Origin of the sequence: Shewanella sp. SM74 (assembly GCF_025653725.1) — a bacterium.
GTDB lineage: Bacteria > Pseudomonadota > Gammaproteobacteria > Enterobacterales > Shewanellaceae > Shewanella > Shewanella oncorhynchi.
The window spans coordinates 147,175-170,532 of record NZ_JAKKRZ010000010.1 but is presented as its reverse complement, the minus strand read 5'-3'; the positions used below and the strand labels follow the sequence as shown (position 1 = coordinate 170,532).

Below are 23,358 nucleotides of genomic sequence, written 5' to 3'. Positions count from 1 at the left end.
TTTCGACCTAACTCAGTCAAGGTCAGTGTCTTACATTCAATCAGTGCCTTAGAGGCCAGCATCAAGCTGTTTAATCGTTTTAGGTGAAGTTCTGGGCAGTATTGGTGTAAAGAATGTTGTAGGATATTGGCTTCGCGCATCTTGTTGTCCAAGTGTAGTTTTTAGCGAAACCATTTGATCATGCAACAAGATGCGCTTCCACCCTAATTTGATGATTTATTTGTAAATCATCAGGGGATTCTTCAGAGCTCAGCTTGAAGCATAATATTTGAGCAAGGAGTGCCTACTACCTTGAAAAACACCGATGGTAGGTGTGAGAGCATTGAGAATTATAGATAAAAAAGGAGTTATCGATGAAGGAAATAGATTTTAATCAATTGCAAAATATAAATGGGATCTATTATGAAATAGATACACAAATACCTTTTACTGGGAAAAGTAAAAGGTATTATGAAAGTGATGATTGTGACGGATATAGGGAAATAACTTACAGAAATGGTCTAGAAGACGGTCCTTTTAAAACATATGATGAAGATGGTTTGCTATTGTTCGAAGGATCTTATAAAAATGGGTTGGAAGAAGGCCCTTACAAAAAATATTATGAAAATGGCGGAGTGGAGAAGGAAGGAAGTTATAGAAATGGATTAGAAGAAGGCCCTTACAAGATATTTTATAAAAATGGCGCTGTAAGGCTTGTAGGGAATTATAATAATGGATTAGAAGATGGTCCTTATAATAGATATTATGAAAGTGGTAGGATATTGAGAAAAGGAACTAAGAAAAATGGACTTCCAGAAGGAATTTGTGAATCATATTATGAAAATGGTCAATTGTGGGGAGTGGTTTTCTGTAAGGATGGTAAGCAGGAAGGCCTTTCTAGATATTATTATGAAAGAGGTCAGTTGTGGTGGGAGATGACGTATAAAAGTGGTTTGGAAAATGGCCACTCTATACATTATTATGAAAATGGAAAGGTCAATTGTGATGCAATTATTGAAAATAATCTAAAAGAAGGTCCATATAAGCGATATTATGAAAGTGGTCAATTGATGGAGGAAGGGACTTATAAAAATGACTTATTAGAAGGAGTCCTTAAAAGCTATTGTGACGATGGGCAATTAGCATCTGAAGAGATTTATAAAGATGGTCAATTAATCATGGTAAAAAATAAATAAAATTTAAATCTGCAATTCACTGAACCAGACTTATCTCGTCTGGTTCCCAGGGTAATCGCGTGAATGTTCATATTTTGTCCGCCTTGGCAAGCCCAGCCATTAATATCTTTTCAAGAAATGCGGTTTTCATCCAAGCTCGATTTCTTTTGGTCACTAGACTCGACTTGCTCGGCTAGGCATTGAGCATATAAGCGAAAGTCAGGATAGCGAAAGTCAGGACATATATGGAAACGGTTTGTCTTATCCAAAACCTGATAAGGACATCTGCTTTCGAAGTCTTACTGCTGCCAAGAGGTAAAACGTCAATTTGGCACATATAAAGATGCTCAGTCTAGCTATGACGCCTAATATGTCGCAAGACCGCAAACCATTAACAACCAAAGCTCAATTACGAAATATTATTTTATCAATTAGCGAAATTTTTGGACAAAATCGCATGGGCCTTATTAAATACAGGGGGTGTTCATATATACCATCTAATTAATAAATGTTATTATTCAAATAATTAGATAGTAACAAGGATAATTACTAACTGAAAAAAATCATCTCAGCTGCGGCCTTATCAATGACTCTTTCAGCATGTGGAGGCGGAGGTGATGAAGGCGGCAATGGCAACGAAACCACAAAGCCAGTTATTCCGCCATCAGGCTTTGTTTCAGGCAAGATGGTTTCATCGGCCGATACTGGATTTGCCACCTTCCCCAAGTATGGAACAGGTTTTTACGGAAGAGACTGCGACAATTCTTCCAGTTATTTTGAAAGTAGCAACGTTCGCGTTTATTCAAAGCGAAACCTTAGTGATGTCGATTACAAGTCGGTTGCGACCGTTGTTCAAACCAATATGAGCTTCGCGTTTGAGAAAATGGGCTTTACCATTGATTCACTGAATGAGTTCAAGCCAGTATTCAATCATTTTGATGCCCACAATATGCTTCTATCGCCAAGCAAGGAATTAAACGATGAAGGGGTGTACATTAATTATTTCCCGTACATGAGACTCAATCCAGATTTCGCATGGCCTGAATTAAATGATGACAACTGGGAGCTGGTTATGGGCACAATTATTGATCACTATCAAGAGATTGCGCCAAGTAAGCTAAGCGATATCTATAACTACATCTTTAATGAAGTGGGCAATACTTACCCTGTTGCCGATGTTGAAAAAACAACCGATAAAGTTTCTGTTTGCTTGACAAATGCCATGGGCTCAGGAAGCTTGGCGGAAGGCACATTCTCTGGGGTTAATATTGCTGAGCCGGAATCAGACGGTCGTGTTTTGGAGCCTGTTTACTCAAAACATGAGCTTATTCACTATGTTCAAAACCAATATTATCGCTCCAGCAATATTGACAGAAAAAGTGTGTTAACAACGCTGCCTCGATGGTTTACTGAAGGTCAAGCAACGTACCTTGCTGGGCAAAATATAGCCCGAAAGTCCGAGGCAGTTAACACATCTATTGATGATATGAACAATGCATCAGATCGCAATCAATATTATGCTGAATACGGTTTGGCATATAGCTACCTTCACTTAAACAATGATATACCCAAAATCAATCAGGTTTTCACAAAGACAGCCAGTGGAGCCATGACTTTTGATGAGGCGTTTGATTCTCTTGAATTTAAAAATCACATGGGTGAAACCATGACATATAAGTCATACCGCGATAACTACGGTACATGGGTTCCCCAGTCTTAATTTGAAAAATTTTGGTCTTCAACTACTAGTCGACACAAAAATAATGGCCCCAAGATACTAATCTTAGGGCCATTCTCTTTTTATAATTAGTGCCAGCTACGGGAGCCGTGGCAGTTTGTGCAGTTGCCTTTAACATCGCCAGAACCAATCTTGTCTATACAGTTGATAGATGTTCATATCAATACCAAATGATAAAGATAGGCCCATTGCTTACGATTCTGGATTTATATTGAAGTGGCATGGTCGCTTATTCACATACATGTGATCGCGACATTAGTATGTCCTATACAGCAGATTCCATGCTCGAGCATACATGGACGACTATTTTAAAACCAAAGTCGGCGTGTCACTGGAATGATAGTGCTGAATGGATATGCGGAATTAAAGCTACACCTATATTTACAAACGCACGAAGGATTAAGTTGGCATCCAAACTAAACTGCGGACAAAACTGAGTATTCATGATCTCACCCTGCGGTAGATTGCATTAACTCACCAAAAGATTTTTTGTTTACGAAAAAGTCTTAACCAAACATATCCTCATTGATCAAAATAGGCTGAAAGAGCAAAATGCGCCTCTTGAAGCTGTATGCCAATTCGACTAACGCTCCTGTGTCTATGGCAAAATTAAATGTGTTGATTATGTGAAGGTAGGTGCAATGGATAGCTCAATATTAGTTTTTGATTCAGGTTCAGGTGGACTGACTGTCGCGGCCGAAATAAAAAAGAGAATCCCCAACATACGGCTGAGTTACGTCTCTGACGCTGGCTTTTTCCCTTACGGAAAAAAGCCACACGATATACTAAAAAAGCGAATTTTAGACGTTATATCCAAAGCAAGCTCACTGACTCAACCCGATATCATCGTTATCGCCTGCAATACAGCGAGTACCATTGCGCTAGACTTACTTCGTGCTGAACTCAATATACCTATTGTCGGCGTTGTCCCTGCGATAAAACCCGCCGCTTCGTTATCAAAATCAAAGGTAGTGATGGTACTTGGCACTCACACCACAGTGAACTCAGCTTATGTGAAGATGCTGATCACGAATTTCGCCACAGAATGTAAGGTTTTAGTAGAAGACTCTGAAGCGCTGGTTCTCGCCTCAGAGCAAAAACTTCTCGGCAATGGGTTTGATCCCGACATTGTAACCCAGGAAATTCAGCGTATTTTTAACAAACCCGATGCGTTTAATACCGATGTATTAGTGCTGGCTTGTACTCACTTTCCACTTATCAATGCAGAAATCAAAAATGCCCTTCCCCACCACGTTACCGTCATTGATTCTGGATTAGCCATTGCTAATCGAACGCACTCATTGTTGAAAATCGAACACCAAACGTGTAGCCCGATACTCGATCCAGAAATAACGTTTTACACCACTGGGAATGTAGATTCAGAACAAGCGAAACAAAGCAAAATTGAAGCACTGCTTCAGTGCTCTATTAAATTTAAGCAGCTGTTATTGTAATATTTTTAACTCATTTTCTTTTAAAACCCGTTTTCAAAGAAATCTAAATGATTACCCTAAAAAACACCACGAAATAAATGCTATATACCATTGCTGATTGTTAAATATTGGATCTTAACAGGCTGCTATTGCGGCCTTTTTTGTATCAGCTACTTCCTGAAGTGCTTGTCTTGGCATAAAATTCGGCCCGTTTACTGGTGCGCATGAGGCGCAAGTTATCGGTGTAAAAGGTGTAATTAAATGGAACTTTCGATTCGCAGTTTATTCACTGCAGCGGGCATGATGTTGTTATCCTCTTTAACGGTTATTCCTGCGGCAAACGCTGCGGTCAAAACCGTCCATCCCACTGTCGATTTACCAAATGGCCAATGGCTTAATTTTCACCAAAAAGACAATCAAGTGTGGAGCGAAATGTCCGACGGCGATGCGCCCGGCGTACATCTTGATGATTATGGTGCGGCTGAAATTGTGGCCGTTTTTTACTATGACTTTGATAAAGGTGGCGACAAAGAAGTCGTAGTCATGCTTAAAGATGCTGATGGTCAGCATTTACGGGGTTATGGTTTTGAGGATTCAAAGCTCACTAAGCTGCCACGCCTTCAAGTTGTGCTGGATGAAGTCGCCCCGACGTTATCATCATTTACCGTCAGCGACACCCGCAAAGTGTTAAACCAAATTCCGCCGCAGCAATATCGCATGACCTATGATGTTGAGGCGATTGAAGATCCTGCCATTAAAGCGATTATCGATGGATCAACCAAGCTCAAACCAACCTTAATCGGCTATCGCAATGCTAAAGGTTTACCCGCCGATGTGAAAACCGCGGACGAATATAAATTACGTTATCCCCTCACCCGCAAAGATAAAGATGCCCAAGGCCGCGAGCATCAATACAGTTTAGTGACCCACTTTTATCGCAATGATTATCGCGAACAACAGGGCAGTTTTGTGTTGGTGAGCGTTGTCTTTGAAGCCGATGATGTGGACTGGCTAAGCAGCGGTGAGGGTGAGATCCCAAAGACGGGCCCAGCTTATGATTACATGAATCTCGGTGGATCTTGGGCTGGACTTGCGCTTGAAAGTCATTATGCCCAAGGTGTGCTCGATGGCCCCTATATCGCCTACGATAACCGTAATGCCAATATCATGTTGAATGGTCAGTACAAACAAGGCAAAAAAGTCGGTAAATGGATGGAGGCTGACGGCCAAGCAAGCTATTGGGAAGGTGAATATCTTGACGGCAAAAAGCAAGGTAAATGGATTGCACAGTCCATGTTCGATGAGGCAGATAACTACGGTTTTGCCCATTACAATCAAGGAGTGCTCGATGGCCCCTATGAAATCTATGAGCCCGAATATGGCGGAGACACAGGAGATAAGCGATTGTCTGAAAAAGGCATTTATCGCAACGGCGTCAAAGACGGTGAATGGCTTGAGAGCAATGGCAATAAAGGTCACTATCAAAACGGCATTAAACAAGGCCCTTGGGTAGATAAAGTCTCGCTTGGCGAATACCGCAACTATGTGGGTAACGGGGCTTACCTTGATGGCAAGCGCACTGGCCCTTGGGTATTTAAAACTGACAAGAAATCACGGATCGAAGTGACTTATCTCAATGGATTACGCGAAGGTGAAGAAAAACTAATCAGCGATGAAAATGTGCTCTTTGCCAATAAGCATTATAAGCAGGGCCTGCTCGATGGCCAGAGTATTTGGTACTCAGCACAGGATGTTGCCAGTGGCATTAGGCACTATCGCAAAGGTGAATACCATGGCATGCAGGCGATTTTTGATCCTAACCACAATCATAGGCTTATGGAGTTAAGTCATTATGAATATGACGAAACCTTGCCCGTCAAGCCCTCTCAGGACGAGTGCATAATGCGAGAAAATCCCTATAGCAATGACTGTAAGGACATACTGAATCCCCCCTTTAGAAATACGCCATCGATTAAGCATGGGGAACAATATTATTATGATAGTAAAGGAAAATTATACAAATTTTCTGACTACCATCATGGCAACCTCATCAAAGAATATGAATTCGATGAAGAGGGTCGTGTCCAAAAGCTGCAAAATAATGAACAGGGGCAAGACAGTCAAATCAGCATCCGCTATAAGAAGGATGGCGGTTATTCACTGTCCAACTACAGCGACAATGAGCAACGTAGCTGGACATATGAAATCGATAACAAGGAGCGATTACTGTCCCTGAAGTATTACCACGATGGTGAGAAAAAGGGGTTTACCATCCGCTATAACACAGATGGAAGTTATGCGATTACAGAAAGGTAAACATTAATATCGAACATCAGGCACTGCTTATCCTTTTATCCTAATGGTTAACTCAAGACCTTGAAGACAATTACCAGCAAAAAGGCAAAGTTTAAAATTGGGATATAGGGTAATGCGGATGCCCTTGATTAAATTGACCTATATAAGCCTAATTAAAGTGCGCTTTATTCAGGCTAAGTGAAAATGGTTATTTTACCAATCACTTAGTTTGTTCTTGTTAATAGGTGTAATGGTGCGTCATCACTTAAATAAATATCATCCACCAGATATAGCTTATTGGTACGGATCATCTGACGAATCGCCTCAACATAGGCGTGCCCACGCTCCGAATATCGGTCTAACGTCCCTGCGAGTGCAGAGCCTGTCACAGCTTGATTAGCTTGTCTTGATTGGGCACGAAAATCTCGCATCTTCTGATAAGCATTATGGGTATTCAAATTCAACAAATACCCTTCTACTGAAGCAAATGGTGTATCGAATCGTGCTAAACCATAATTGCCTAAACCTTGGCGCTTTTGCCTAGGTTCCATACCATTACCCTTGAAATCCCACTGCCCAAATAATGCATTACCTTCACGGGCAAATCGCGATGTGCCCCAACCGCTTTCTTTTGCCGCTTGAGCTAACACTAACGATGGTGGCAGGATATCCACCCTTTCAAGTAGCATTTGTCTTTGGGCTTCTAACAGCGGTTTATCTTCACTGCTTATTACTTTGTACTTTACCCCTAAGGCTAATAACGCAATATCATCAAGGGGGGCAGACATAATGACCTGTCTTTCTTGTAAAATTTTCTCATTCGCCAATAAGACTAAAGGGGCAATCATTCTAAGAAACACCATTTTCTTTTGCTTCACCGGGAGTTGGCTTGACACTGAACTCCAGCCCTCACCCACGGCATCAAAGGTCAATCTAGGGACCGATTTATTACCATCACGAAAGCTTTCTGGCGTGTAATTAAGCGAGTCAAACAAGCCCATGAGTTCATCGAGAGAACTGATATTCAGACTCAGTTGTTTAGACTCTGGATTGTCTAAGGATGACTGCTCAAGCATTTTTGGGGATGAGAAATGTTCAGCAACCGTTGGGTTTGCAACAGCACCTTGATTCGCTTGCACCAGGGAAGTCGTCATCAGTTTTGGCAAACTCTGCATATGATGTAGAGCACTCTGACTGGCAACTAAAGGATTGGAAGCCGTCAGTGACTGAAAACCAAGAGCATCAACTGGCAGCCTATTCGAAATCAGCTTAGTCGCTAGCGTTTCTTGCACATACACCGAAGAGCATAAAACAGACAAAGCAATGAGTGCGAGCATAGCAACGGGAAGCTTAAACTTTATAAACATGGTATCTCTTTAACTGAGGTAAAACGGTAGCAATGGGATTAGCCAATACATCGGGGGCGTAAGGTAACAGTAAAAACCTGACAGTTTGCTTAATAGATATACAAAATGACCTATTACGATCATTTTTTAAGGAGAATAGGACGAGCGCCTTCTTGGCCGCCTCTTGACCCAATGTCAGCAATTAAATCCAACACCTTGATTTATTTAAACTCAATATGAAAATAGCGAGCGTTCACTCGCCAATAGAGATTGGCGAAATAAAATCAACTTATTCCAGTGCCAGCAAAACGAGGTAATGCCTCTTCAAGATAGGCGACGCAGGTGCGAAGTTTGGCAGACGTTTCTAATCGTGATGCATAAATTACATGAATTTCAGCGGATTGATGATACTCGGGGAGTACTCTGACTAATCTGCCACTTAAGAAATCTTGCTGTAAATCCCAGATGGAGCGCAACATAATACCGTGGCCTTTAAGGCACCACTGCTTAGCGACTGTGCCATTATTGGTCATCAAGGAAGCCGCTAAATCAACCGAGGCTATGCCAGCCGCACTTTCCAATCGCCACACTCTATGGTTTTGATCGCGCTCGCGGATCCCTATGCACTTATGCTCGGCTAATGCCGCGAGATTGTTTGGCATGCCATGCGTGTCGATATAGGTCGGCGATGCAGCCAATACCCGATAATTACTCGCAAGACGCTTAGCAATCATTTGCGGTGGCAATTCGCCACCGACACGGACCTCTAGATCAAAACCTTCAGAGACCAGATCGACCGGGCGGTCGAGCAACTCTAAATCAACTTCTAATTCGGGATAGTGGAACACGAGGTCTGAAATAATCGGCGCAATACAGTGGCTGCCAAATCCTGTGCTAGTTGCGATACGTAATCGCCCCCGTGGCACTTGCTGCTCTAAGCTAATTTCAAGGCTCATTTGCTCCATGGTATCGAGCAAACGTTCGGACCATTCCAAGGCAATCTTGCCCTCTAAGGTGAGGCTGACACTTCTGGCAGAGCGCAGAAACAAGCGCACTCCGAGCGCTTTTTCTAATAGGCCAATGCGTTTACTCACATACGCTGGAGAAAAAGATAATTGCTCCGCAGCGGCTGTAAATCCCCCGCTTGTTGCGGCGATAACAAAGACCCGTAAATCTTCAAGTGGCGGCAGTTGACTCACGATTCGTAATCCTTAACAAAACATTTAGCCTATTCATACACGATACGAATATGGAATAACATACTAAAAACGCAGAATCCCCTATTGGAGTCAAAGATGTCTAAGGTAAAAATCGCCGTAATTGCCGGAGATGGCATAGGTACAGAAGTGATCCCCGAAGGGATACGCACACTCGAAGCCGCAGGAAAAATCTTAGGTGTGGCGTTTGAGTGGACCTACTTCGACTGGTCCTGTGAAACCTACCATAAAACCGGTCGCATGATGCCAGAGGATGGACTTAAGCAACTAAAATCCTTTGATGCCATCTACTTAGGCGCTGTTGGATTTCCAGGAGTTCCCGACCATATTTCACTCTGGGGATTGCTACTACCGATCCGCAGAGCCTTTGAGCAATACGTGAACCTTAGGCCTATTCGGTTATTTGAAGGCGTGCCCTGCCCACTCTCGGGTAAAAAGCCCGGCGATATCGATTTTTATGTAGTACGTGAAAACGTGGAAGGCGAATATTCCGCCGTCGGCGGCATTCAATATGAAGGCACTGAACATGAGATTGTCTCCCAGCAGAGCATTTTTACCCGTCGTGGCACAGATCGCATCTTAAAATATGCCTTCGATTTAGCCCAAAGCCGCGAGGCAAAGCACTTAACCTCGGCGACCAAATCCAATGGCATATTTCACTCTATGCCCTATTGGGATAGTCGCGTCGGGGAAATGGCAAAACAATATCCCAATGTTAAGGTCGACCAATATCATATCGATATTCTGACGGCAAATTTCGTGCTAAAACCCGAGCATTTTGACGTGGTTGTTGGCTCAAATTTGTTTGGCGATATCCTGTCTGATCTTGGCCCTGCGTGCACTGGCACGATCGCCATTGCCCCTTCGGCGAACATCAATCCAAGCAAGGAATTTCCGTCGATGTTTGAGCCGGTACATGGTTCGGCGCCGGATATTGCAGGCCAAGGTATTGCCAATCCTTTAGGCACAATTTGGGCGGGCGCTATGATGATGCAACATTTAGGTTATGGCGCAATGCACGACCTGATACTCAGCGCGATAGAAAACGTATTGAAAGATAAGCAGTCTTTAACCCGCGATATGGGCGGAACGGCGAATACTCGGGAGCTGACCGATGCGGTTATCGCTGCGATTAGTCGCAATTAAAACGTGCATTAAAACCTAATGCTAAAAGCCCTTTAGCATTAGGATTGAAAGAATTTGAAACTATCAAGAAACTGATAATAAACGCATTAATAAGCTAGCCAATTAATGCGTTAATTAAAGGCCCCTCCTTACAGCGGCATTCTGTACTCAATGACTCCCGGTTTTTCACCAATCCAGTTATAGAGTTTTTGCGCGGTTAAATTTGTTTCCTGTGTATGCCAGTACAGGCGCGCACACTTGTGTTCAATGGCCGCTTGCTTTACAAACTCAATCAATTGTTTTCCAACATGTTGACCCCTTGCCGTTGGGGCAACAAACAAGTCTTCAAGATAACAATAATCCGTTTCGGCCCAAGTAGAACGATGAAAAACATAGTGCACAAAACCGAGTAAGTTTTGGCCCTCTCTTGCAACTGCGCAATAAATGGGTTCTTGGTCATCGAAGAATCGGTGCCACGTGGCTTGGGTGGTCGCTTCTGATAACGCCACTTTGTAAAAAGTCTGATAATCACGCCAGTGTGGTAACCAGAGTAAATAGTCCGTTTCTTTAACCATATCAATGGTCACTGTTAGTGATTGGCTGGACATTAGCGCACTCCTTGAAATTAAGTAAATGGTCTCAGTTTTACTGAAGCAAGATTCTAGATTCAATTGTGGTACCGCATAAGGTACACTTTTTGTATTTTTTACAGTACCAGTTAGCAAATGAAAAAACCTCAATCCAATTTCCCTCACTTGCAACTCAAAGATGGCATCCTCAAAGATCAGCTTTATCATGCGTTTAGAGAGGCCATTCTTGATGGACGTTTACACCCACGAATGAAGCTCCCATCCAGCAGAGCCTTGTCGGAAACCATGCAGATTTCACGTAACTCAGTACTGCAAGGGTTTGAGCGCCTGATTGATGAAGGTTATCTGCTGACTAAGCCGGGATCGGGTACTTATGTTTCAGATACCATTCCCGATGAACTGATCGATATACCAAACCGTGCCAGAGAAAGCGCTCAAGCCTTTGATTCCGAATTAGAAATTAATCCACAGTTAATAGAAATGGCGCGACTGAAAGCGAAGGGGAATACGGACCACAGCCATAGCATGTTGAATATTGGCGTCGGATGCGTCGATCTTTTCCCGCACCAACTTTGGGGGCGGCTGTTAGGCCGAGTTTGGCGGCAATCGCGTAAAACCTTAGGTAAATCAAACCATAGCGCAGGGTATTTGCCGCTGCGTGAGGCGATAAGTGACTATGCGCGTTCGACACGCGGCCTCAATTGCACACCTGAGCAGATCATCATAGTCAATGGAACTCAGCAGGCCATTAACCTCACAGCGCAGGTACTACTCCAACAGGGAGATGAAGTCTGGCTTGATGAACCTGGATATGACGGGGCTTTAGGCGCTTTTCTCTCGCAAAATATGCGGGTTCGTCCTGTGAGTGTTGATGATGAGGGCACAAATATTGCCGATGCGATCCAGCGGTGGCCCGCAGTGAAACTGGCTTTTACCGCGCCCTCACACCAATTTCCCCTCGGCGGTATGCTAAGTCTGCCACGACGATTGGCCTTACTCGATTGGGCCGCTGAGCAGAATAAGTGGATTTTAGAAGATGACTATAATAGCGAGTTTCGTTATAGCGCCCGTCCGATACAGGCATTACAGGGGCTCGATAAACATCAAAGGGTGATCTACGCTGGCACCTTTTCCAAGATGCTGCTACCCGAATTACGACTCGGCTTTTTGGTGGTGCCCCCTAAACTGATACAGGCTTTCCAGTTGGCAAAATATTATGCCGATACGCACACGGCTCACCTAGAGCAAGCAACATTAGCGTTGTTTATCGCCGAAGGACATTACGCGCGGCATGTTCGCCGAGTGAGAAAAGCCTGCTTAGCACGCCAAACGGCGTTAATCGCGGCAATTGAGCAGTATCTGCCCGACAAATTGTCCGTTCAAACCTCTGACTCAGGTATTCACCTCGTATGTTGGCTAAAAGGCAACTTAACCGAAGAGGAAGTGATCAATAAATGCCGCCAACTCAGTTTAGGTGCACAGCCTTTGTCTCGATATTGCCAAGCGCCCTATCCAAGGCAAGCAATCTTACTGGGCTATGCCGCTCATACGCCTGATGAGCTGCGGGAAAGTATCAAAAAACTGGCGCAGATCCTTTAATATCCAAGCTTAAAAAGCCTGAAAGAAAATCCCGAAAGCACTGAAGATAGCAACAAACCATGTGAGGGATCTTAAGGTGCCTTTGTTGGCAAGATAGAGGATGTGATACACAAAGCGGGCGCCGACATGGACGATGGCGAGCCACTCAGTGGTGGGATTCACTTTGCCCGTGGCGATAACCACTAATACGGCTAGGCCAAACACCAGCAATGATTCAAAGGCATTTTGATGTCCTGCTAAAGCGCGAGCGCCAAAACCGGTTAGCTGTGCTTGCTGAGCACGGGGATGATTATTATCGTAACCACCCGTCTTTGCCATAGCCCAAGCCACTGGACCTTTCGCAAGATATGGCAATAACATGGCGACAAATAAGCAAATAAGTAAGGTATTCATGGGGTAATCTTCCTTTGATTGTTGTTTTGAGCTCTACTGTTTGAGTTCTACTGCTATAAGTGCCTAAGTTACAAGTGTATTGGTTAGCGCCGTTATTTCACCATATACATGCCTTCACTTGCGGGACGACTAAATTTAAAGCCAAACTTTTCATAAAGTTCAGGCACATCCGCCATCAGGGTAATATACGCGCCCTCAAAAGCCTCACGATCTAAATAAGCCATGATGTACTGCATAATAAGCCGCCCTAATCCCTTACCTTGGTGCTCAGGATCCACTGCGATATCGACAATTTCGAAGTTGAGTGCGCCGTCACCAACCACACGCCCCATACCCACAGTCTGTTCGGCGAGCTTTATTTGCACGCCATATAAACTCCTTGGCAAGGCCTTGATGGCCCCCTCCAATGGTCTAGGGCTTAAGCCAGAAATCTGTCGTAGACGAACAAAATCATTGGCAGAAACAACGCCTTCAAGCACTTGGTACATGATATTTCCTATTGTTTTTATTCACGAACTTATCTTTCTATCACCTCAAGCTCAAAGCCTTCATCCAGAGTCGGCGGCTGAAAATAACCACTCACATGCCAGAACATCGCCTCAGTATCGAACATGGCGCGCTCAGGGTGGCTTTGTCTGCGTTTATCGAGTTGACTCAAACAAAGCGCATCGCTGTGATTAAGATAAATAAGTTTATGGGCGGCGCAATCAGTAAAAATGCTTCGAAACCACAGGCGCTGATTGATAGTATTCGCGGGAAAATCCATGACCACAGAAACACCCGAACAGAGCAGTTCCTGCACATGCTTTTTAAGCAAAGGCTTAAGGCGAGCGGAATAGCTCAAGTAAGTATCAAAATCTTTAATTTCATCGGGATATAGCGCCGCCAGCCATGCGTCTTCCGAGATTAAAATACAGTTTTCGGCCTCTGCAAGTTGTCGCGATAAGGTGGATTTACCTGCGCCCATTTTGCCACAAAAGAATATTAACGTACCTTTACTGACCAATTGTCCTAACGCATTCTGCTGTGTCATCTTCACTCCTTGATTACTGGTCTTTTATCTCAGCCGACAATTTTACTCGCTATGACACCAATGAACGACAGTACAGAGCATCACATAAAGCATGAACACCGAGCAAGACTTGGGACGAGTTTAAGGTAATAAAATCCCATTAGATTAATGACTATCCTGTGTTTAGACAGCAGAAGTTTACCGCTATTCGCACAATCCACCGTTAGCTTTTTTTGAGATATTACATCTCTTCGCCCGCTGAGATCGCCTCGCTCTCTCAGCCCTATCCTTGCCTTAAATCAGGGAGAAACCAAAGCATTTAACTCGAAGAATAAAACAATAAACCACACTATTAATCTAACAATTAAGCACTAAAGTAGTAATTTACGCTTAACAATAAAAACATTGCCACCATTCATGCTATGACATTAATTTAGGCGTATGCTAGGGTAAGAATGAAAGGATAACCGTCATAAGTGCAAAGGAGGCTCTATGAGCACTGTCGTTCCACGTACCGTCACTTCCCCTAAAAAATTCATTATCGGCAAGGGCCTATTAGCTCAAATGCATGATTATGTTAAGGACTTTGGTGACAATGCTTTTATCATCTGCGATGAATTTATCCTCAGCCGTGTGAAGAATGAAGCTGTCGCTGGGCTAGATCAAAATGGGATCAGCAGCCACCTCGAAAAATTCAACTATGAGTGCAGCGAAGCCGAGATAAAGCGCTTAGGCGCGCTGGCAGAACAGCATCATACCAACGTTATTGTTGGAGTTGGCGGTGGAAAAACCTTAGATGCCGCCAAAGCCGTCGCTTTCTATCAAAAACGGCCTGTCATCTTGTACCCCACAATTGCTTCAACCGATGCGCCTTGTACTGCACTTGCAGTGATCTACTCCGAAACAGGTGAGTTTGAACGCTATCTGTTTCTGCCACAGAACCCAGATGCTGTCGTTGCCGACACTGCCATTATCGCCGCGGCTCCGGCCCGATTTTTTGCGGCAGGCATAGGCGATGCACTGGCAACCTATTTTGAAGCTCGTGCCTGCTATCAATCGGATGGCGTCAACCTAGTCCTGAAAAAGCCTTCCCGCACAGGGCTGGGATTGGCCCAACTTTGTTATCAGTTACTGACTGAAAATATTGAAGCTGCTATGGACGCCGTTAAAAACAAAATAGTCACACCTGCGCTAGAGCAAACCATTGAAGCCACCATCTATCTCAGTGGTGTTGGTGCAGAAGCGGGCGGATTAGCCGCCGCCCATGCCGTAAACAATGGTATGTCAGCGGTGGCGGACTTACATAAAGCTCAGCACGGCGAGAAAGTCGTCTTTGGGCTGCTAACTCAGCTCGTGCTCGAAAATGCCCCAAAAGCCGAAATCGATAACGTTATCCGCATCATCAAAACGGCGGGACTGCCGCTCACACTCGCAGATTTAGGGCTGAAAACCTTTATCGAGACCGAATGGCGCAAAGTGGCTGAGATAGCCTGTGCTGAGGGCGATACTATGGGCAATATGCCGATGAAATTAACCGCAGATGACGTCTATCAAGCCATGATAGCCGCCAATACCATGGCTGAACGCTATAAAACAGCTGAAGCTTGTTAACCGTAACAATATGACGTGTAAACCGTAGGTGTAAATCAACTATACATTTGATTTAATTGATTAATTATGTTGAGGTAGTTCCTGCTGCCACACGAGTTTACCGTTCATCCTAGGCTTCCTTGCCACATAATCAATGGCAAGGGAGTCCACAACAAACAAGACATTTCCACCCTCGATGCCAAAGCTGGCATTTACGCTCTATTTGTTAAACGCTTGGAGGCACATATGGCTTATGCAACAACCAATCCCTTTACGGGAAAGCTCATTAAAGAATTTCCAAATGCAACAGATACCGAAGTCACACAGGCGATAGAATCCGCCCATCAGGCATTTTTAAGCTGGCGAACCACTCCCTTTGCCGACAAGGCCGCAATACTGTCTAAGGCAGCGAAGATCCTCAGAGACAACAAGTCCAAATACGCCAATCTACTGACCTTAGAAATGGGCAAAGTCACAGCAGAAGCCGAAGCTGAAGTCGAACTGTCGGCGCAAATTTTCGAGTACTACGCCGAACATGCCGAGCGATTGTTAGCCCCACAAAAACTGCCCGTTGCCGATCCCGCCGAAGGTGAAGCGATACTGGTTAACGAGCCGCTGGGCGTATTGCTGGCCATCGAACCTTGGAACTTCCCTTACTACCAAATTGCTCGCATCCTCGCGCCACAGCTTGCTGCCGGTAATACCCTACTGCTCAAGCATGCGTCTAATGTGCCCCAGTGCGCCGCCGCATTTGAAGGTCTAATGCGCGATGCCGGATTACCCGCAGGCGCATTCCAAAACCTGTACGCCACTCGAGAACAAATAGGGCAAATTATCAATTCGCCCAAGGTACATGGGGTTGCCCTCACAGGCTCAGAAGATGCGGGATCGATCATTGCGGCTCAGGCCGGTAAGGCGCTGAAAAAGTCCACCCTCGAACTGGGTGGCGCTGATGCTTTTATCGTACTTGAAGATGCCGAACTGCCCAAAACCATCGATTGGGCTGTATTTGGTCGTCATTGGAATGCGGGTCAGGTCTGCACCTCATCTAAGCGGATGATCTTAGTTGAAGCCATTTATGATGAATTTATGCAAGGCTATATCAAGGGGATTGAAGCGTTAAAAGCGGGCGATCCTATGGATCCCACCACCACACTGGCACCGCTGTCTTCCCAAGGCGCAGCCGATGAATTGAAGCAGAAAATCCGTGATGCCGTAAAACACGGCGCTACCGCGACCGAAGTGGGGCCAAAAGTGCCGCAGCAAGGCGCCTTTGTGCAGCCAACAATACTGACAAACCTGACGCCAGATAACCCAGCCTACTATTGGGAATTCTTTGGTCCTGTGTCCAGTATCCACAGGGTGAAGGATGAGCAAGCAGCGATTGCCGTTGCCAATGACTCGCCCTTTGGACTGGGTGGCTCAGTGTTTACCGCCGATACCAAACGCGGGCTGGCGGTCGCTAAGCAGGTTTCCACTGGCATGATGTTTGTTAATCATCCGACTATGGTCAAGGCCGATTTACCCTTTGGTGGCGTGCGCCGCTCAGGTTATGGCCGCGAGTTGATTGATTTAGGATTGAAAGAGTTTGTAAACCACAAGCTGATTGATGTGGTCGATATAAACGCACCTTTCTAACTCCTTAAACAATAGCGACATCGGACTAAACGCCTGACGGAATAATCTGTCAGGCGTTTTTATTTAACGCGCTTTATCCAAGGCATCACATAAGGCTTGAACGCCGAGTAAGGCTCTGGGCGTCGCACGGTGTAATAAATCGGCATTAAGCTGATAAATATGCTGATTTTTAACGGCGGGAATTTCGGGCCATTGGCTCCAATCGACACCTTTAACATTGCCTTCCTCTTGGCTTTGCAAAATCACCTCGGGCAAGGTCAGCAACACATTTTCTAAACTCACCTGCGGGTAATCACTGGCGGCATCGTAAAACACATTTTGGCCATGGCAGACACTGATGATTTGTTGGATCCAACTGTTTTTAGAAACCGTCATCAAGGGCGTAGACCAGAGTTGATAAAACACTTTAGGCTCAGATTTACTGGCATTATCGCTCCTTAAACGACTAAGCTCAGCGCGGTACGCAGCGGCTGCCTTGCTCGCTTCTTCAACGTGGCCAGTTAATTTACCTAACTCTTCCAGTTCCTTGGCAACCCCTTCTAAGGTTTTGGGATCGCTACCATAAAGATTAAAACCCAGAGCCTTAAGTTGATTGATGTCTTCGGCTTTATTGCCCGTATCCCACACCACAATCAGATCGGGATTAAGCTCCATCACCCGCTCCATTTGAATGCCATAGTAACCGCCAATACGCGGGATTTTTTTGGCTGCCTCGGGATAATCCGCATAATCAGTTGCGGCCACTATGGCATCACCCGCGCCTATGGCGTAGAGCATTTCTACCGCGTGGGGCGAGAGCGCAATAATGCGTTTAGCGGGATCGGCCAACACGCCGTGGGGAAGAAACAAGCTGAGCCCAAAAACGAGTCCAGCTAAGTGTCGCTTAATCATGATATGCCTTAATTTTTAAAAAGTTAAACTAGCTGCTCTGGCCAGCCATAGTGTTCGATATAGGTTTGTAGATTCTTGGGGCGATACTTAGGATCTTGATCCCAGCGAGCCTTCACTGAATGATGCAAAAGTACCGGGACTTGCTCAGGGTCGAGTGGTCGCAAATATTCCTGTTTTATCCGATAAAAGCTGCGCCTCGAATCATGCAAGGTGGCTAACGGACTCGGATGCACACTCGCGGCTAAGTGTGGCTCTAGGCTTAAATCAAATTTCTGCGCCTCGGATATCATCCACAGCAACGCATTATCCGACAGCAATGCACCGTCTTTATCGGGTTTATAACTGCCGCCAATATTGCTATGGGCACCGGCAAACCACACCTGTTGCATGTCCATATTGTCACGCAGTTGCCAAACGGTTGGCTCAAAGTCGCTGCGGTGTTCGTCTATGGCTAAGGCATGGCGGGCAACGCGCACATTGCGGCCGATTTTAGTGTCGTAAAACTCATCTTTATCTTCGAACAAGCCTAAAAACGAGATAGGGATCCCCATGGCGCCAACGGTATCCCACACGCCAACAAACTTGATGTCCCGCGATTCATGGCTGTATCTAGCTCTAAATTCGAGGGATATTTCACCATCAGGCGCAAAGGGCGCACTGCTTTTTTTATAATGGTCGAAGGCTTGCTGGATCAATGCCGCATCGGGGCGTTTGAGTATGCCGCAGTTATTAATCAAGCCACACAGGCAACGCACAGTGTAAGCACCACGGCTAAAACCAAAGAGGTAAATCTCATCGCCTGGGGAATAGTTTTGTACTATATAGCGATACCCATCCATGATGTTTTTATGCAAACCGCGCCCTGTTGCGCCGCCCATGGCTTCATCGTAATAGGAACCGACACCCCAATCGTAAAACACTTGCTGGGGTTTACCGTCACTGGCCAAGGGGCTAATCGCCCGAGCGAGGCGCAGCACATTGGTTGGGAAATCGACCTTTAGATCTTTCTCGGGCCGATTCCAAGTCCCATCGGCACAAATCACGATACGCTTATTCATAGGATCATCCTTGAGAACACTTTGAACGTTGAACGGTTAGCGACTAACGGCTAGTAGTGGCTAAAGGCCTAGCTGCCAGCCAATAACAGATAGTCGCTAACGCATAGCCACTAACGCCATAGTCACTAACGCCATAGCCACTAGCCCTAAAACTTACCTGATCTTGTACCCGCGCTAAAGCCATTCGCGCGACTGAGGTCGAATCGCAACCGGCGTGCACCGCCACTTATGCTCACTTTCTTATGCTCACTTTCTTATGCTCAGCCACTTATGCACAATCATCTATGCTCAGTCGCTTATGCGCCGACTTTTACCAAGTTCGATTAGTAATCAAAACCTTGCTGTGCCTTGATACCCGCTTCGAAGGCGTGTTTCAGCGGCTGCACTTCGCTGACCGTATCTGCAAGCTCGATGATGGCACGGTGGCAAGCACGGCCCGTAATAATCACATGCTGCATCGGTGGGCGATTTTTAAGTGCGCTAAGCACACGTTCCACATCCAGATAGTGATAGCTCACCATGTAGGTCAGCTCATCCAGCATCAAGCAGTCAATCGACTCATCTTGCAGCAGCTTTTCAGCGGCTTCCCAAGCGAGCACAGCGGCGGCGGTATCCTTTTCTTTATCTTGGGTTTCCCAGGTAAAACCTGTGCCCATCACATGAAACTCAACCCCAGCACCTTCGAGTAAGTTGCGCTCACCGCATTCCCAAGTGCCTTTAATAAATTGCACTACCGCGGCTTTTTTACCGTGACCGACGGCACGGGCAACTGTGCCAAAACCTGAGGTCGATTTACCTTTGCCGTTACCGGTTAATACCAGCAAAATGCCCTTCTCTTCTTGGGCGGCGGCAATTTTAGCATCCACACCCGCTTTCACTTTTTGTTGGCGAGCCTTGTGGCGTTCGGCCTTGATTTGCGCTTGTTCATTGTCGTTTTGTGCTGTCATGGTCTTCTCTTCACTCTGCTGCTAAAAATGTCTGCTTGTATAAATGGTTCAATTTGTAAATGCCGCTCTCTTAATATCCGTTCTTTGCCGAATTCAACGCTGAACTGCGGCATCCAAAATAGTCTGTAATTTTTGCATGTCTAGATGCTCGGCTAGTACATCGGCTAAACGCTCGAGTTGCTGCTCACGTATTTGATTGATATCTATGGTCTTAGCATCGTTTAATCCCGCCCAGCGCAGGATCAGCTGACAGGCATCAGGGCTATCAAACAACCCGTGTAAATAAGTACCTAAGATTTGCCCATCATCACTTTGCAGGCCATCGGCAAAACTCACCGTAGGCGCGGTTAATGATGTCGATTCTGGGATTAACTGCAAGGGCGCATTCGTTTGTTCAAGCCTAGGGATAAGATAACGTGATTCGCCGCAGTGGATTTCATAGCCCTGCACTGCAACCCTTTGCCCAATTAACGTTAGCTCACCGCTCACCCGCCGTAACTGTTTATCGGCTTTCAGTTCTGTGCTCAATGGTAAGTAGCCAAGTCCTTCGGTATCGCCCGCACTGTCTTCAATCCCTAAGGGATCGGCAATGCTTTGGCCTAACATTTGGTAACCGCCGCAAATGCCGAGCACTTTGCCGCCGTAACGCAGGTGTGTGTCGATATCCTTATCCCAACCTTGCTGGCGTAAAAAGGCCAAATCGGCGCGCACATTCTTACTGCCGGGCAAGATCAATAAATCGGCGGCGGGCAAATGAGTGGCGTGACTCGCGGCTTGGGTTTGCAATGACACATAGTCAAAATCGATATCGGGATGCAACCGCAGCGGATCAAAATCCGTGTGATTACTGATCCTTGGGTACACTAATACCCGCACTTTTAAGCGGCTGTTAGCACCTTTGGTCGGTGAACTTACCAGCGCATCTTCGGCATCGAGATGTAAATCGTGCAGATAAGGCAACACGCCTAAAACAGGCTTGTTCGTATAAGCTTCAAGCCAATCGAGGCCAGATTGCAACAGGCTAATATCGCCACGAAAACGATTGATCACAAAGCCCTTTACCCGCGCCTGTTCAGACTCAGATAACAGCGCCAGCGTCCCGACCAAATGGGCAAATACGCCACCTTTATCGATATCGGCAATAATAATCACTGGGCAATCTACAGCTTCGGCAAATCCCATGTTGGCAATATCGCCCTCGCGCAGATTGATCTCCGCCGGACTGCCCGCGCCTTCCACCACTATGGTTTGATACTGGCCACTTAATCGCTCGAAGGATTCCAGCACAGCAGCGAGTGCCATTGCCTTGTAATCCTTAGATTTAGGCCCAAAAAAGGCCGAGGCTTCCAGCGTTGTCAGGGCTTTGCCGTGAACGATAATTTGCGCGCCCGTGTCCGAGCTAGGTTTAAGCAGAATAGGATTAAAATCGGTATGGGGCTCAAGATAACAGGCCACGGCTTGCAACGCCTGTGCGCGGCCAATCTCGCCGCCATCAATAGTTACAGCGCTATTGAGCGCCATATTTTGCGGCTTAAAGGGCGCAACCTTACCGCCCTCTCGGGCGAGCAAACGACAAATCCCCGCCACTAAGGTGCTTTTACCCGCATCGGATGTTGTGCCCTGCACCATCAAGATTTTTGCGCGCCGAGGTGAATTAACAGCAGGCCTATTCACCGCAGAATTAACAGCAGGCGTATTCACCGCAAGATTAGCAGCAGAATGAATAGCTAAAGCGTTAGCGCTATCGAGTGCAGTTGCACAGCCTGTGTTGTCTGTGTTTGGAGAGGGCATAGGGCTAAAAAACTTATTCTAGTTTGCAGGGATAAAGGTAAAAGCTCAGTCTAAATATCACTTAACATATTTAGATTACAGTGGTTTGAGTGCCAAGGGTAAACCCGCGACCACTAAGGTGACATTGTCAGCCAAAGCGGCAACGGCTTGGTTTAACCAGCCCGCTTCATCGACAAATTGTCGGCTCAACTCACCTAAGGGCACGATACCTGAGCCAACTTCGTTACTGATCAACACCACCACACCTTCGAGCTCGGCAAGTGAATCCACAAAAGCGCTTTTCTCCCCCTGCCAACTCGCCAAAGCTTCATCGTTAGAGGTTGAACTGGCAGAGGTTATAAAGTCAGTCGCATGCCACTCAGTCGATGCTGGTTCATCATCAATTTTGGCGCTGGATGCAAGTAATTGATTGGTCAACCAAAGGGTTAAACAGTCCACTAAAATCACTCGCCCAGGTTTTGCTAAGCGCTTTAACAGTGCCGTAAGGGCGAGCGACTCTTCAAACAATTGCCATTCGATACCATCGTCCGTTCGTCCCGCTTGATGTTTGGCGATACGGGTCGCCATTTCATCATCCAGCGCCTGCGCCGTGGCCACATAGCAGGCATCGAAGCCGAGCGCAGTGTACTGGCGCACTAAGGCTTCACCATAGCGACTCTTACCGCTACGGGCGCCGCCTAGGACGAGGTGGATCACAGTATGTTACCTACAACGAGCAATACAAAATAACACACGATTTCAGATATTTGCTGCGCCGCGCCTAAGGTATCACCCGTGTAACCGCCAATCTGGCGTCTAAAGATCACTATGATCAAACGGCGCAGTCCTATCATCACCAATAGCAATGACAATGCCGCTAACCCCTTGAGGAATAACAGCACTAATACGCCGCTGGCGATCAAGATAAGCAGCTCATTAATGCCTTGATGTTGCGATAACGGCTTAGACTTACTGGTCTCGTCATCGCGGACATATTTTTCACTAAAGATGATACTGGCTGATACCACGCGGCTGACCGTGTGTGCGACGATAAGCGCCGAGCCCGCGACCACAGGATCGTACAGTGCCAACTCGACGAGCAACTGCCATTTCAGCAGCAGGGCCAACATCAATGCCAGTGCACCATAACTGCCAAGGCGCGAGTCCTTCATGATCCGTAGCTTGTCTTCCGCCGTCCAACCACCGCCAAAACCGTCGAAGGTATCGGCTAGGCCATCCTCGTGAAATCCGCCCGTGAGCAAGACGCCAACCAACATAGCTAACAGCACAGAGACGCCGGCGGGGAGCCAGTTCTGCGTCAGCCAAAATACAATGGCACTTAACAGGCCGACCAAAAGACCGACGAGACCGAAATAACGGCTGGCCTTATTCAACTTATCGCTATCGACTTCGACCCATTTAGGCATAGGAATGCGGGTAAAATAGCCCATGGCAACTAAAAACAAATCTATCTCTTTGTGCCAGCTTTCGCGTTCTGACATAAAGCATCCTTAGTGAATTAACACTTGCTGCAAGGTTTAAGATTAAAACGGTTGGCTAAA

At 45.9% G+C, this 23,358-nt stretch carries 20 protein-coding genes and 1 pseudogene; 8 read left to right on the top strand and 13 right to left on the bottom strand.

What is annotated here, in order from left to right; genetic code table 11:
* Positions 1-140, bottom strand: a pseudogene (locus tag L5M49_RS12560) (IS4 family transposase); the annotation flags it as partial.
* 213 nt (positions 141-353) lie between these two features.
* On the opposite strand from L5M49_RS12560, the gene L5M49_RS12555 reads away from it, so the two are divergent.
* The 4 genes from L5M49_RS12555 (at position 354) to L5M49_RS12540 (ending at position 6,641) form a co-directional block, all read left to right on the top strand.
* Positions 354-1,175, top strand: a complete 822-nt coding sequence (locus tag L5M49_RS12555; protein WP_263266190.1) for a toxin-antitoxin system YwqK family antitoxin — start codon at positions 354-356, stop codon at positions 1,173-1,175.
* Between the two features lie 565 nt (positions 1,176-1,740).
* Positions 1,741-2,874 carry a hypothetical protein gene (locus tag L5M49_RS12550; protein WP_263266189.1) on the top strand — a complete coding sequence of 378 codons (1,134 nt, stop codon included), beginning with the start codon at positions 1,741-1,743 and terminating at the stop codon, positions 2,872-2,874.
* Positions 2,875-3,518: 644 nt separating this feature from the next.
* On the top strand, positions 3,519-4,346 hold the full coding sequence (gene murI, locus L5M49_RS12545) for a glutamate racemase (protein WP_263266188.1): 828 nt from the start codon (positions 3,519-3,521) through the stop codon (positions 4,344-4,346).
* Between the two features lie 240 nt (positions 4,347-4,586).
* Positions 4,587-6,641 (top strand): toxin-antitoxin system YwqK family antitoxin, encoded by a 2,055-nt coding sequence (locus L5M49_RS12540; RefSeq protein ID WP_263266187.1) that lies wholly within the window; start codon positions 4,587-4,589, stop codon positions 6,639-6,641.
* A gap of 203 nt (positions 6,642-6,844) precedes the next feature.
* On the opposite strand, the gene L5M49_RS12535 is transcribed toward L5M49_RS12540, so the two are convergent.
* Positions 6,845-7,987 carry a glucosaminidase domain-containing protein gene (locus L5M49_RS12535; RefSeq protein WP_263139952.1) on the bottom strand — a complete coding sequence of 381 codons (1,143 nt, stop codon included), beginning with the start codon at positions 7,985-7,987 and terminating at the stop codon, positions 6,845-6,847.
* A 263-nt stretch (positions 7,988-8,250) separates the two neighbouring features.
* Positions 8,251-9,165 (bottom strand): LysR family transcriptional regulator, encoded by a 915-nt coding sequence (locus tag L5M49_RS12530; protein WP_263139951.1) that lies wholly within the window; start codon positions 9,163-9,165, stop codon positions 8,251-8,253.
* Positions 9,166-9,261: 96 nt separating this feature from the next.
* Here L5M49_RS12530 and L5M49_RS12525 point away from each other — a divergent pair, with 96 nt between their 5' ends.
* Positions 9,262-10,329, top strand: coding sequence for a tartrate dehydrogenase (locus tag L5M49_RS12525; protein WP_219251145.1), 1,068 nt, complete (start codon positions 9,262-9,264; stop codon positions 10,327-10,329).
* Positions 10,330-10,457: 128 nt separating this feature from the next.
* On the opposite strand, the gene L5M49_RS12520 is transcribed toward L5M49_RS12525, so the two are convergent.
* A complete protein-coding gene (locus L5M49_RS12520; protein WP_263266186.1) occupies positions 10,458-10,916 on the bottom strand; it encodes a GNAT family N-acetyltransferase in 459 nt (152 codons plus the stop codon).
* Positions 10,917-11,033: 117 nt separating this feature from the next.
* Here L5M49_RS12520 and L5M49_RS12515 point away from each other — a divergent pair, with 117 nt between their 5' ends.
* The gene (locus tag L5M49_RS12515; protein ID WP_263266185.1) at positions 11,034-12,497 is read left to right on the top strand and encodes a PLP-dependent aminotransferase family protein; all 1,464 of its coding nucleotides are present in this window, start codon (positions 11,034-11,036) and stop codon (positions 12,495-12,497) included.
* Positions 12,498-12,506: 9 nt separating this feature from the next.
* Here the strand turns inward: L5M49_RS12515 and L5M49_RS12510 are convergent, their stop codons facing one another.
* The 3 genes from L5M49_RS12510 to L5M49_RS12500 form a co-directional block, all read right to left on the bottom strand.
* Positions 12,507-12,890, bottom strand: a complete 384-nt coding sequence (locus L5M49_RS12510; protein ID WP_105251622.1) for an MAPEG family protein — start codon at positions 12,888-12,890, stop codon at positions 12,507-12,509.
* A 92-nt stretch (positions 12,891-12,982) separates the two neighbouring features.
* Positions 12,983-13,378 (bottom strand): GNAT family N-acetyltransferase, encoded by a 396-nt coding sequence (locus L5M49_RS12505; RefSeq protein WP_263186616.1) that lies wholly within the window; start codon positions 13,376-13,378, stop codon positions 12,983-12,985.
* A gap of 29 nt (positions 13,379-13,407) precedes the next feature.
* The gene (locus tag L5M49_RS12500; protein WP_263266184.1) at positions 13,408-13,923 is read right to left on the bottom strand and encodes an AAA family ATPase; all 516 of its coding nucleotides are present in this window, start codon (positions 13,921-13,923) and stop codon (positions 13,408-13,410) included.
* Between the two features lie 471 nt (positions 13,924-14,394).
* Here L5M49_RS12500 and L5M49_RS12495 point away from each other — a divergent pair, with 471 nt between their 5' ends.
* On the top strand, positions 14,395-15,513 hold the full coding sequence (locus tag L5M49_RS12495; RefSeq protein WP_263266183.1) for a glycerol dehydrogenase: 1,119 nt from the start codon (positions 14,395-14,397) through the stop codon (positions 15,511-15,513).
* Positions 15,514-15,738: 225 nt separating this feature from the next.
* Positions 15,739-17,130: an NAD-dependent succinate-semialdehyde dehydrogenase gene (locus L5M49_RS12490; protein WP_263266182.1), complete on the top strand. Its 1,392-nt coding sequence runs from the start codon at positions 15,739-15,741 to the stop codon at positions 17,128-17,130.
* 63 nt (positions 17,131-17,193) lie between these two features.
* On the opposite strand, the gene L5M49_RS12485 is transcribed toward L5M49_RS12490, so the two are convergent.
* The 6 genes from L5M49_RS12485 to L5M49_RS12460 form a co-directional block, all read right to left on the bottom strand.
* Entirely contained in the window at positions 17,194-18,021 is an 828-nt protein-coding gene (locus L5M49_RS12485) for a cobalamin-binding protein (protein ID WP_263266181.1), read from the bottom strand.
* A 23-nt stretch (positions 18,022-18,044) separates the two neighbouring features.
* Positions 18,045-19,079, bottom strand: a complete 1,035-nt coding sequence (locus L5M49_RS12480; RefSeq protein ID WP_263266180.1) for a DUF2235 domain-containing protein — start codon at positions 19,077-19,079, stop codon at positions 18,045-18,047.
* Between the two features lie 323 nt (positions 19,080-19,402).
* Positions 19,403-20,026, bottom strand: a complete 624-nt coding sequence (cobO, locus tag L5M49_RS12475; protein ID WP_006085878.1) for a cob(I)yrinic acid a,c-diamide adenosyltransferase — start codon at positions 20,024-20,026, stop codon at positions 19,403-19,405.
* 93 nt (positions 20,027-20,119) lie between these two features.
* Complete coding sequence (locus L5M49_RS12470; RefSeq protein ID WP_263266179.1) at positions 20,120-21,817, bottom strand: cobyric acid synthase; 1,698 nt, start codon at positions 21,815-21,817, stop codon at positions 20,120-20,122.
* A gap of 75 nt (positions 21,818-21,892) precedes the next feature.
* Entirely contained in the window at positions 21,893-22,513 is a 621-nt protein-coding gene (gene cobU / locus L5M49_RS12465; RefSeq protein ID WP_063883767.1) for a bifunctional adenosylcobinamide kinase/adenosylcobinamide-phosphate guanylyltransferase, read from the bottom strand.
* Positions 22,510-23,298 carry an adenosylcobinamide-GDP ribazoletransferase gene (locus tag L5M49_RS12460; RefSeq protein ID WP_028759425.1) on the bottom strand — a complete coding sequence of 263 codons (789 nt, stop codon included), beginning with the start codon at positions 23,296-23,298 and terminating at the stop codon, positions 22,510-22,512. Before L5M49_RS12460 ends, cobU begins: the two co-directional genes overlap by 4 nt.
* Positions 23,299-23,358: the final 60 nt, after the last annotated feature.

Bases quoted from the DNA above. Each gene is read 5' to 3' on its own strand.
- L5M49_RS12555 (WP_263266190.1), top strand. From the start codon at position 354: ATGAAGGAAATAGATTTTAATCAATTGCAAAATATAAATGGGATCTAT.
- L5M49_RS12550 (WP_263266189.1), top strand. From the start codon at position 1,741: ATGACTCTTTCAGCATGTGGAGGCGGAGGTGATGAAGGCGGCAATGGC.
- L5M49_RS12540 (WP_263266187.1), top strand. From the start codon at position 4,587: ATGGAACTTTCGATTCGCAGTTTATTCACTGCAGCGGGCATGATGTTG.
- L5M49_RS12535 (WP_263139952.1), bottom strand. From the start codon at position 7,987: ATGTTTATAAAGTTTAAGCTTCCCGTTGCTATGCTCGCACTCATTGCT.
- L5M49_RS12525 (WP_219251145.1), top strand. From the start codon at position 9,262: ATGTCTAAGGTAAAAATCGCCGTAATTGCCGGAGATGGCATAGGTACA.
- L5M49_RS12520 (WP_263266186.1), bottom strand. From the start codon at position 10,916: ATGTCCAGCCAATCACTAACAGTGACCATTGATATGGTTAAAGAAACG.
- L5M49_RS12515 (WP_263266185.1), top strand. From the start codon at position 11,034: ATGAAAAAACCTCAATCCAATTTCCCTCACTTGCAACTCAAAGATGGC.
- L5M49_RS12510 (WP_105251622.1), bottom strand. From the start codon at position 12,890: ATGAATACCTTACTTATTTGCTTATTTGTCGCCATGTTATTGCCATAT.
- L5M49_RS12505 (WP_263186616.1), bottom strand. From the start codon at position 13,378: ATGTACCAAGTGCTTGAAGGCGTTGTTTCTGCCAATGATTTTGTTCGT.
- L5M49_RS12500 (WP_263266184.1), bottom strand. From the start codon at position 13,923: ATGACACAGCAGAATGCGTTAGGACAATTGGTCAGTAAAGGTACGTTA.
- L5M49_RS12495 (WP_263266183.1), top strand. From the start codon at position 14,395: ATGAGCACTGTCGTTCCACGTACCGTCACTTCCCCTAAAAAATTCATT.
- L5M49_RS12490 (WP_263266182.1), top strand. From the start codon at position 15,739: ATGGCTTATGCAACAACCAATCCCTTTACGGGAAAGCTCATTAAAGAA.
- L5M49_RS12485 (WP_263266181.1), bottom strand. From the start codon at position 18,021: ATGATTAAGCGACACTTAGCTGGACTCGTTTTTGGGCTCAGCTTGTTT.
- L5M49_RS12480 (WP_263266180.1), bottom strand. From the start codon at position 19,079: ATGAATAAGCGTATCGTGATTTGTGCCGATGGGACTTGGAATCGGCCC.
- cobO (WP_006085878.1), bottom strand. From the start codon at position 20,026: ATGACAGCACAAAACGACAATGAACAAGCGCAAATCAAGGCCGAACGC.
- L5M49_RS12470 (WP_263266179.1), bottom strand. From the start codon at position 21,817: ATGCCCTCTCCAAACACAGACAACACAGGCTGTGCAACTGCACTCGAT.
- L5M49_RS12460 (WP_028759425.1), bottom strand. From the start codon at position 23,298: ATGTCAGAACGCGAAAGCTGGCACAAAGAGATAGATTTGTTTTTAGTT.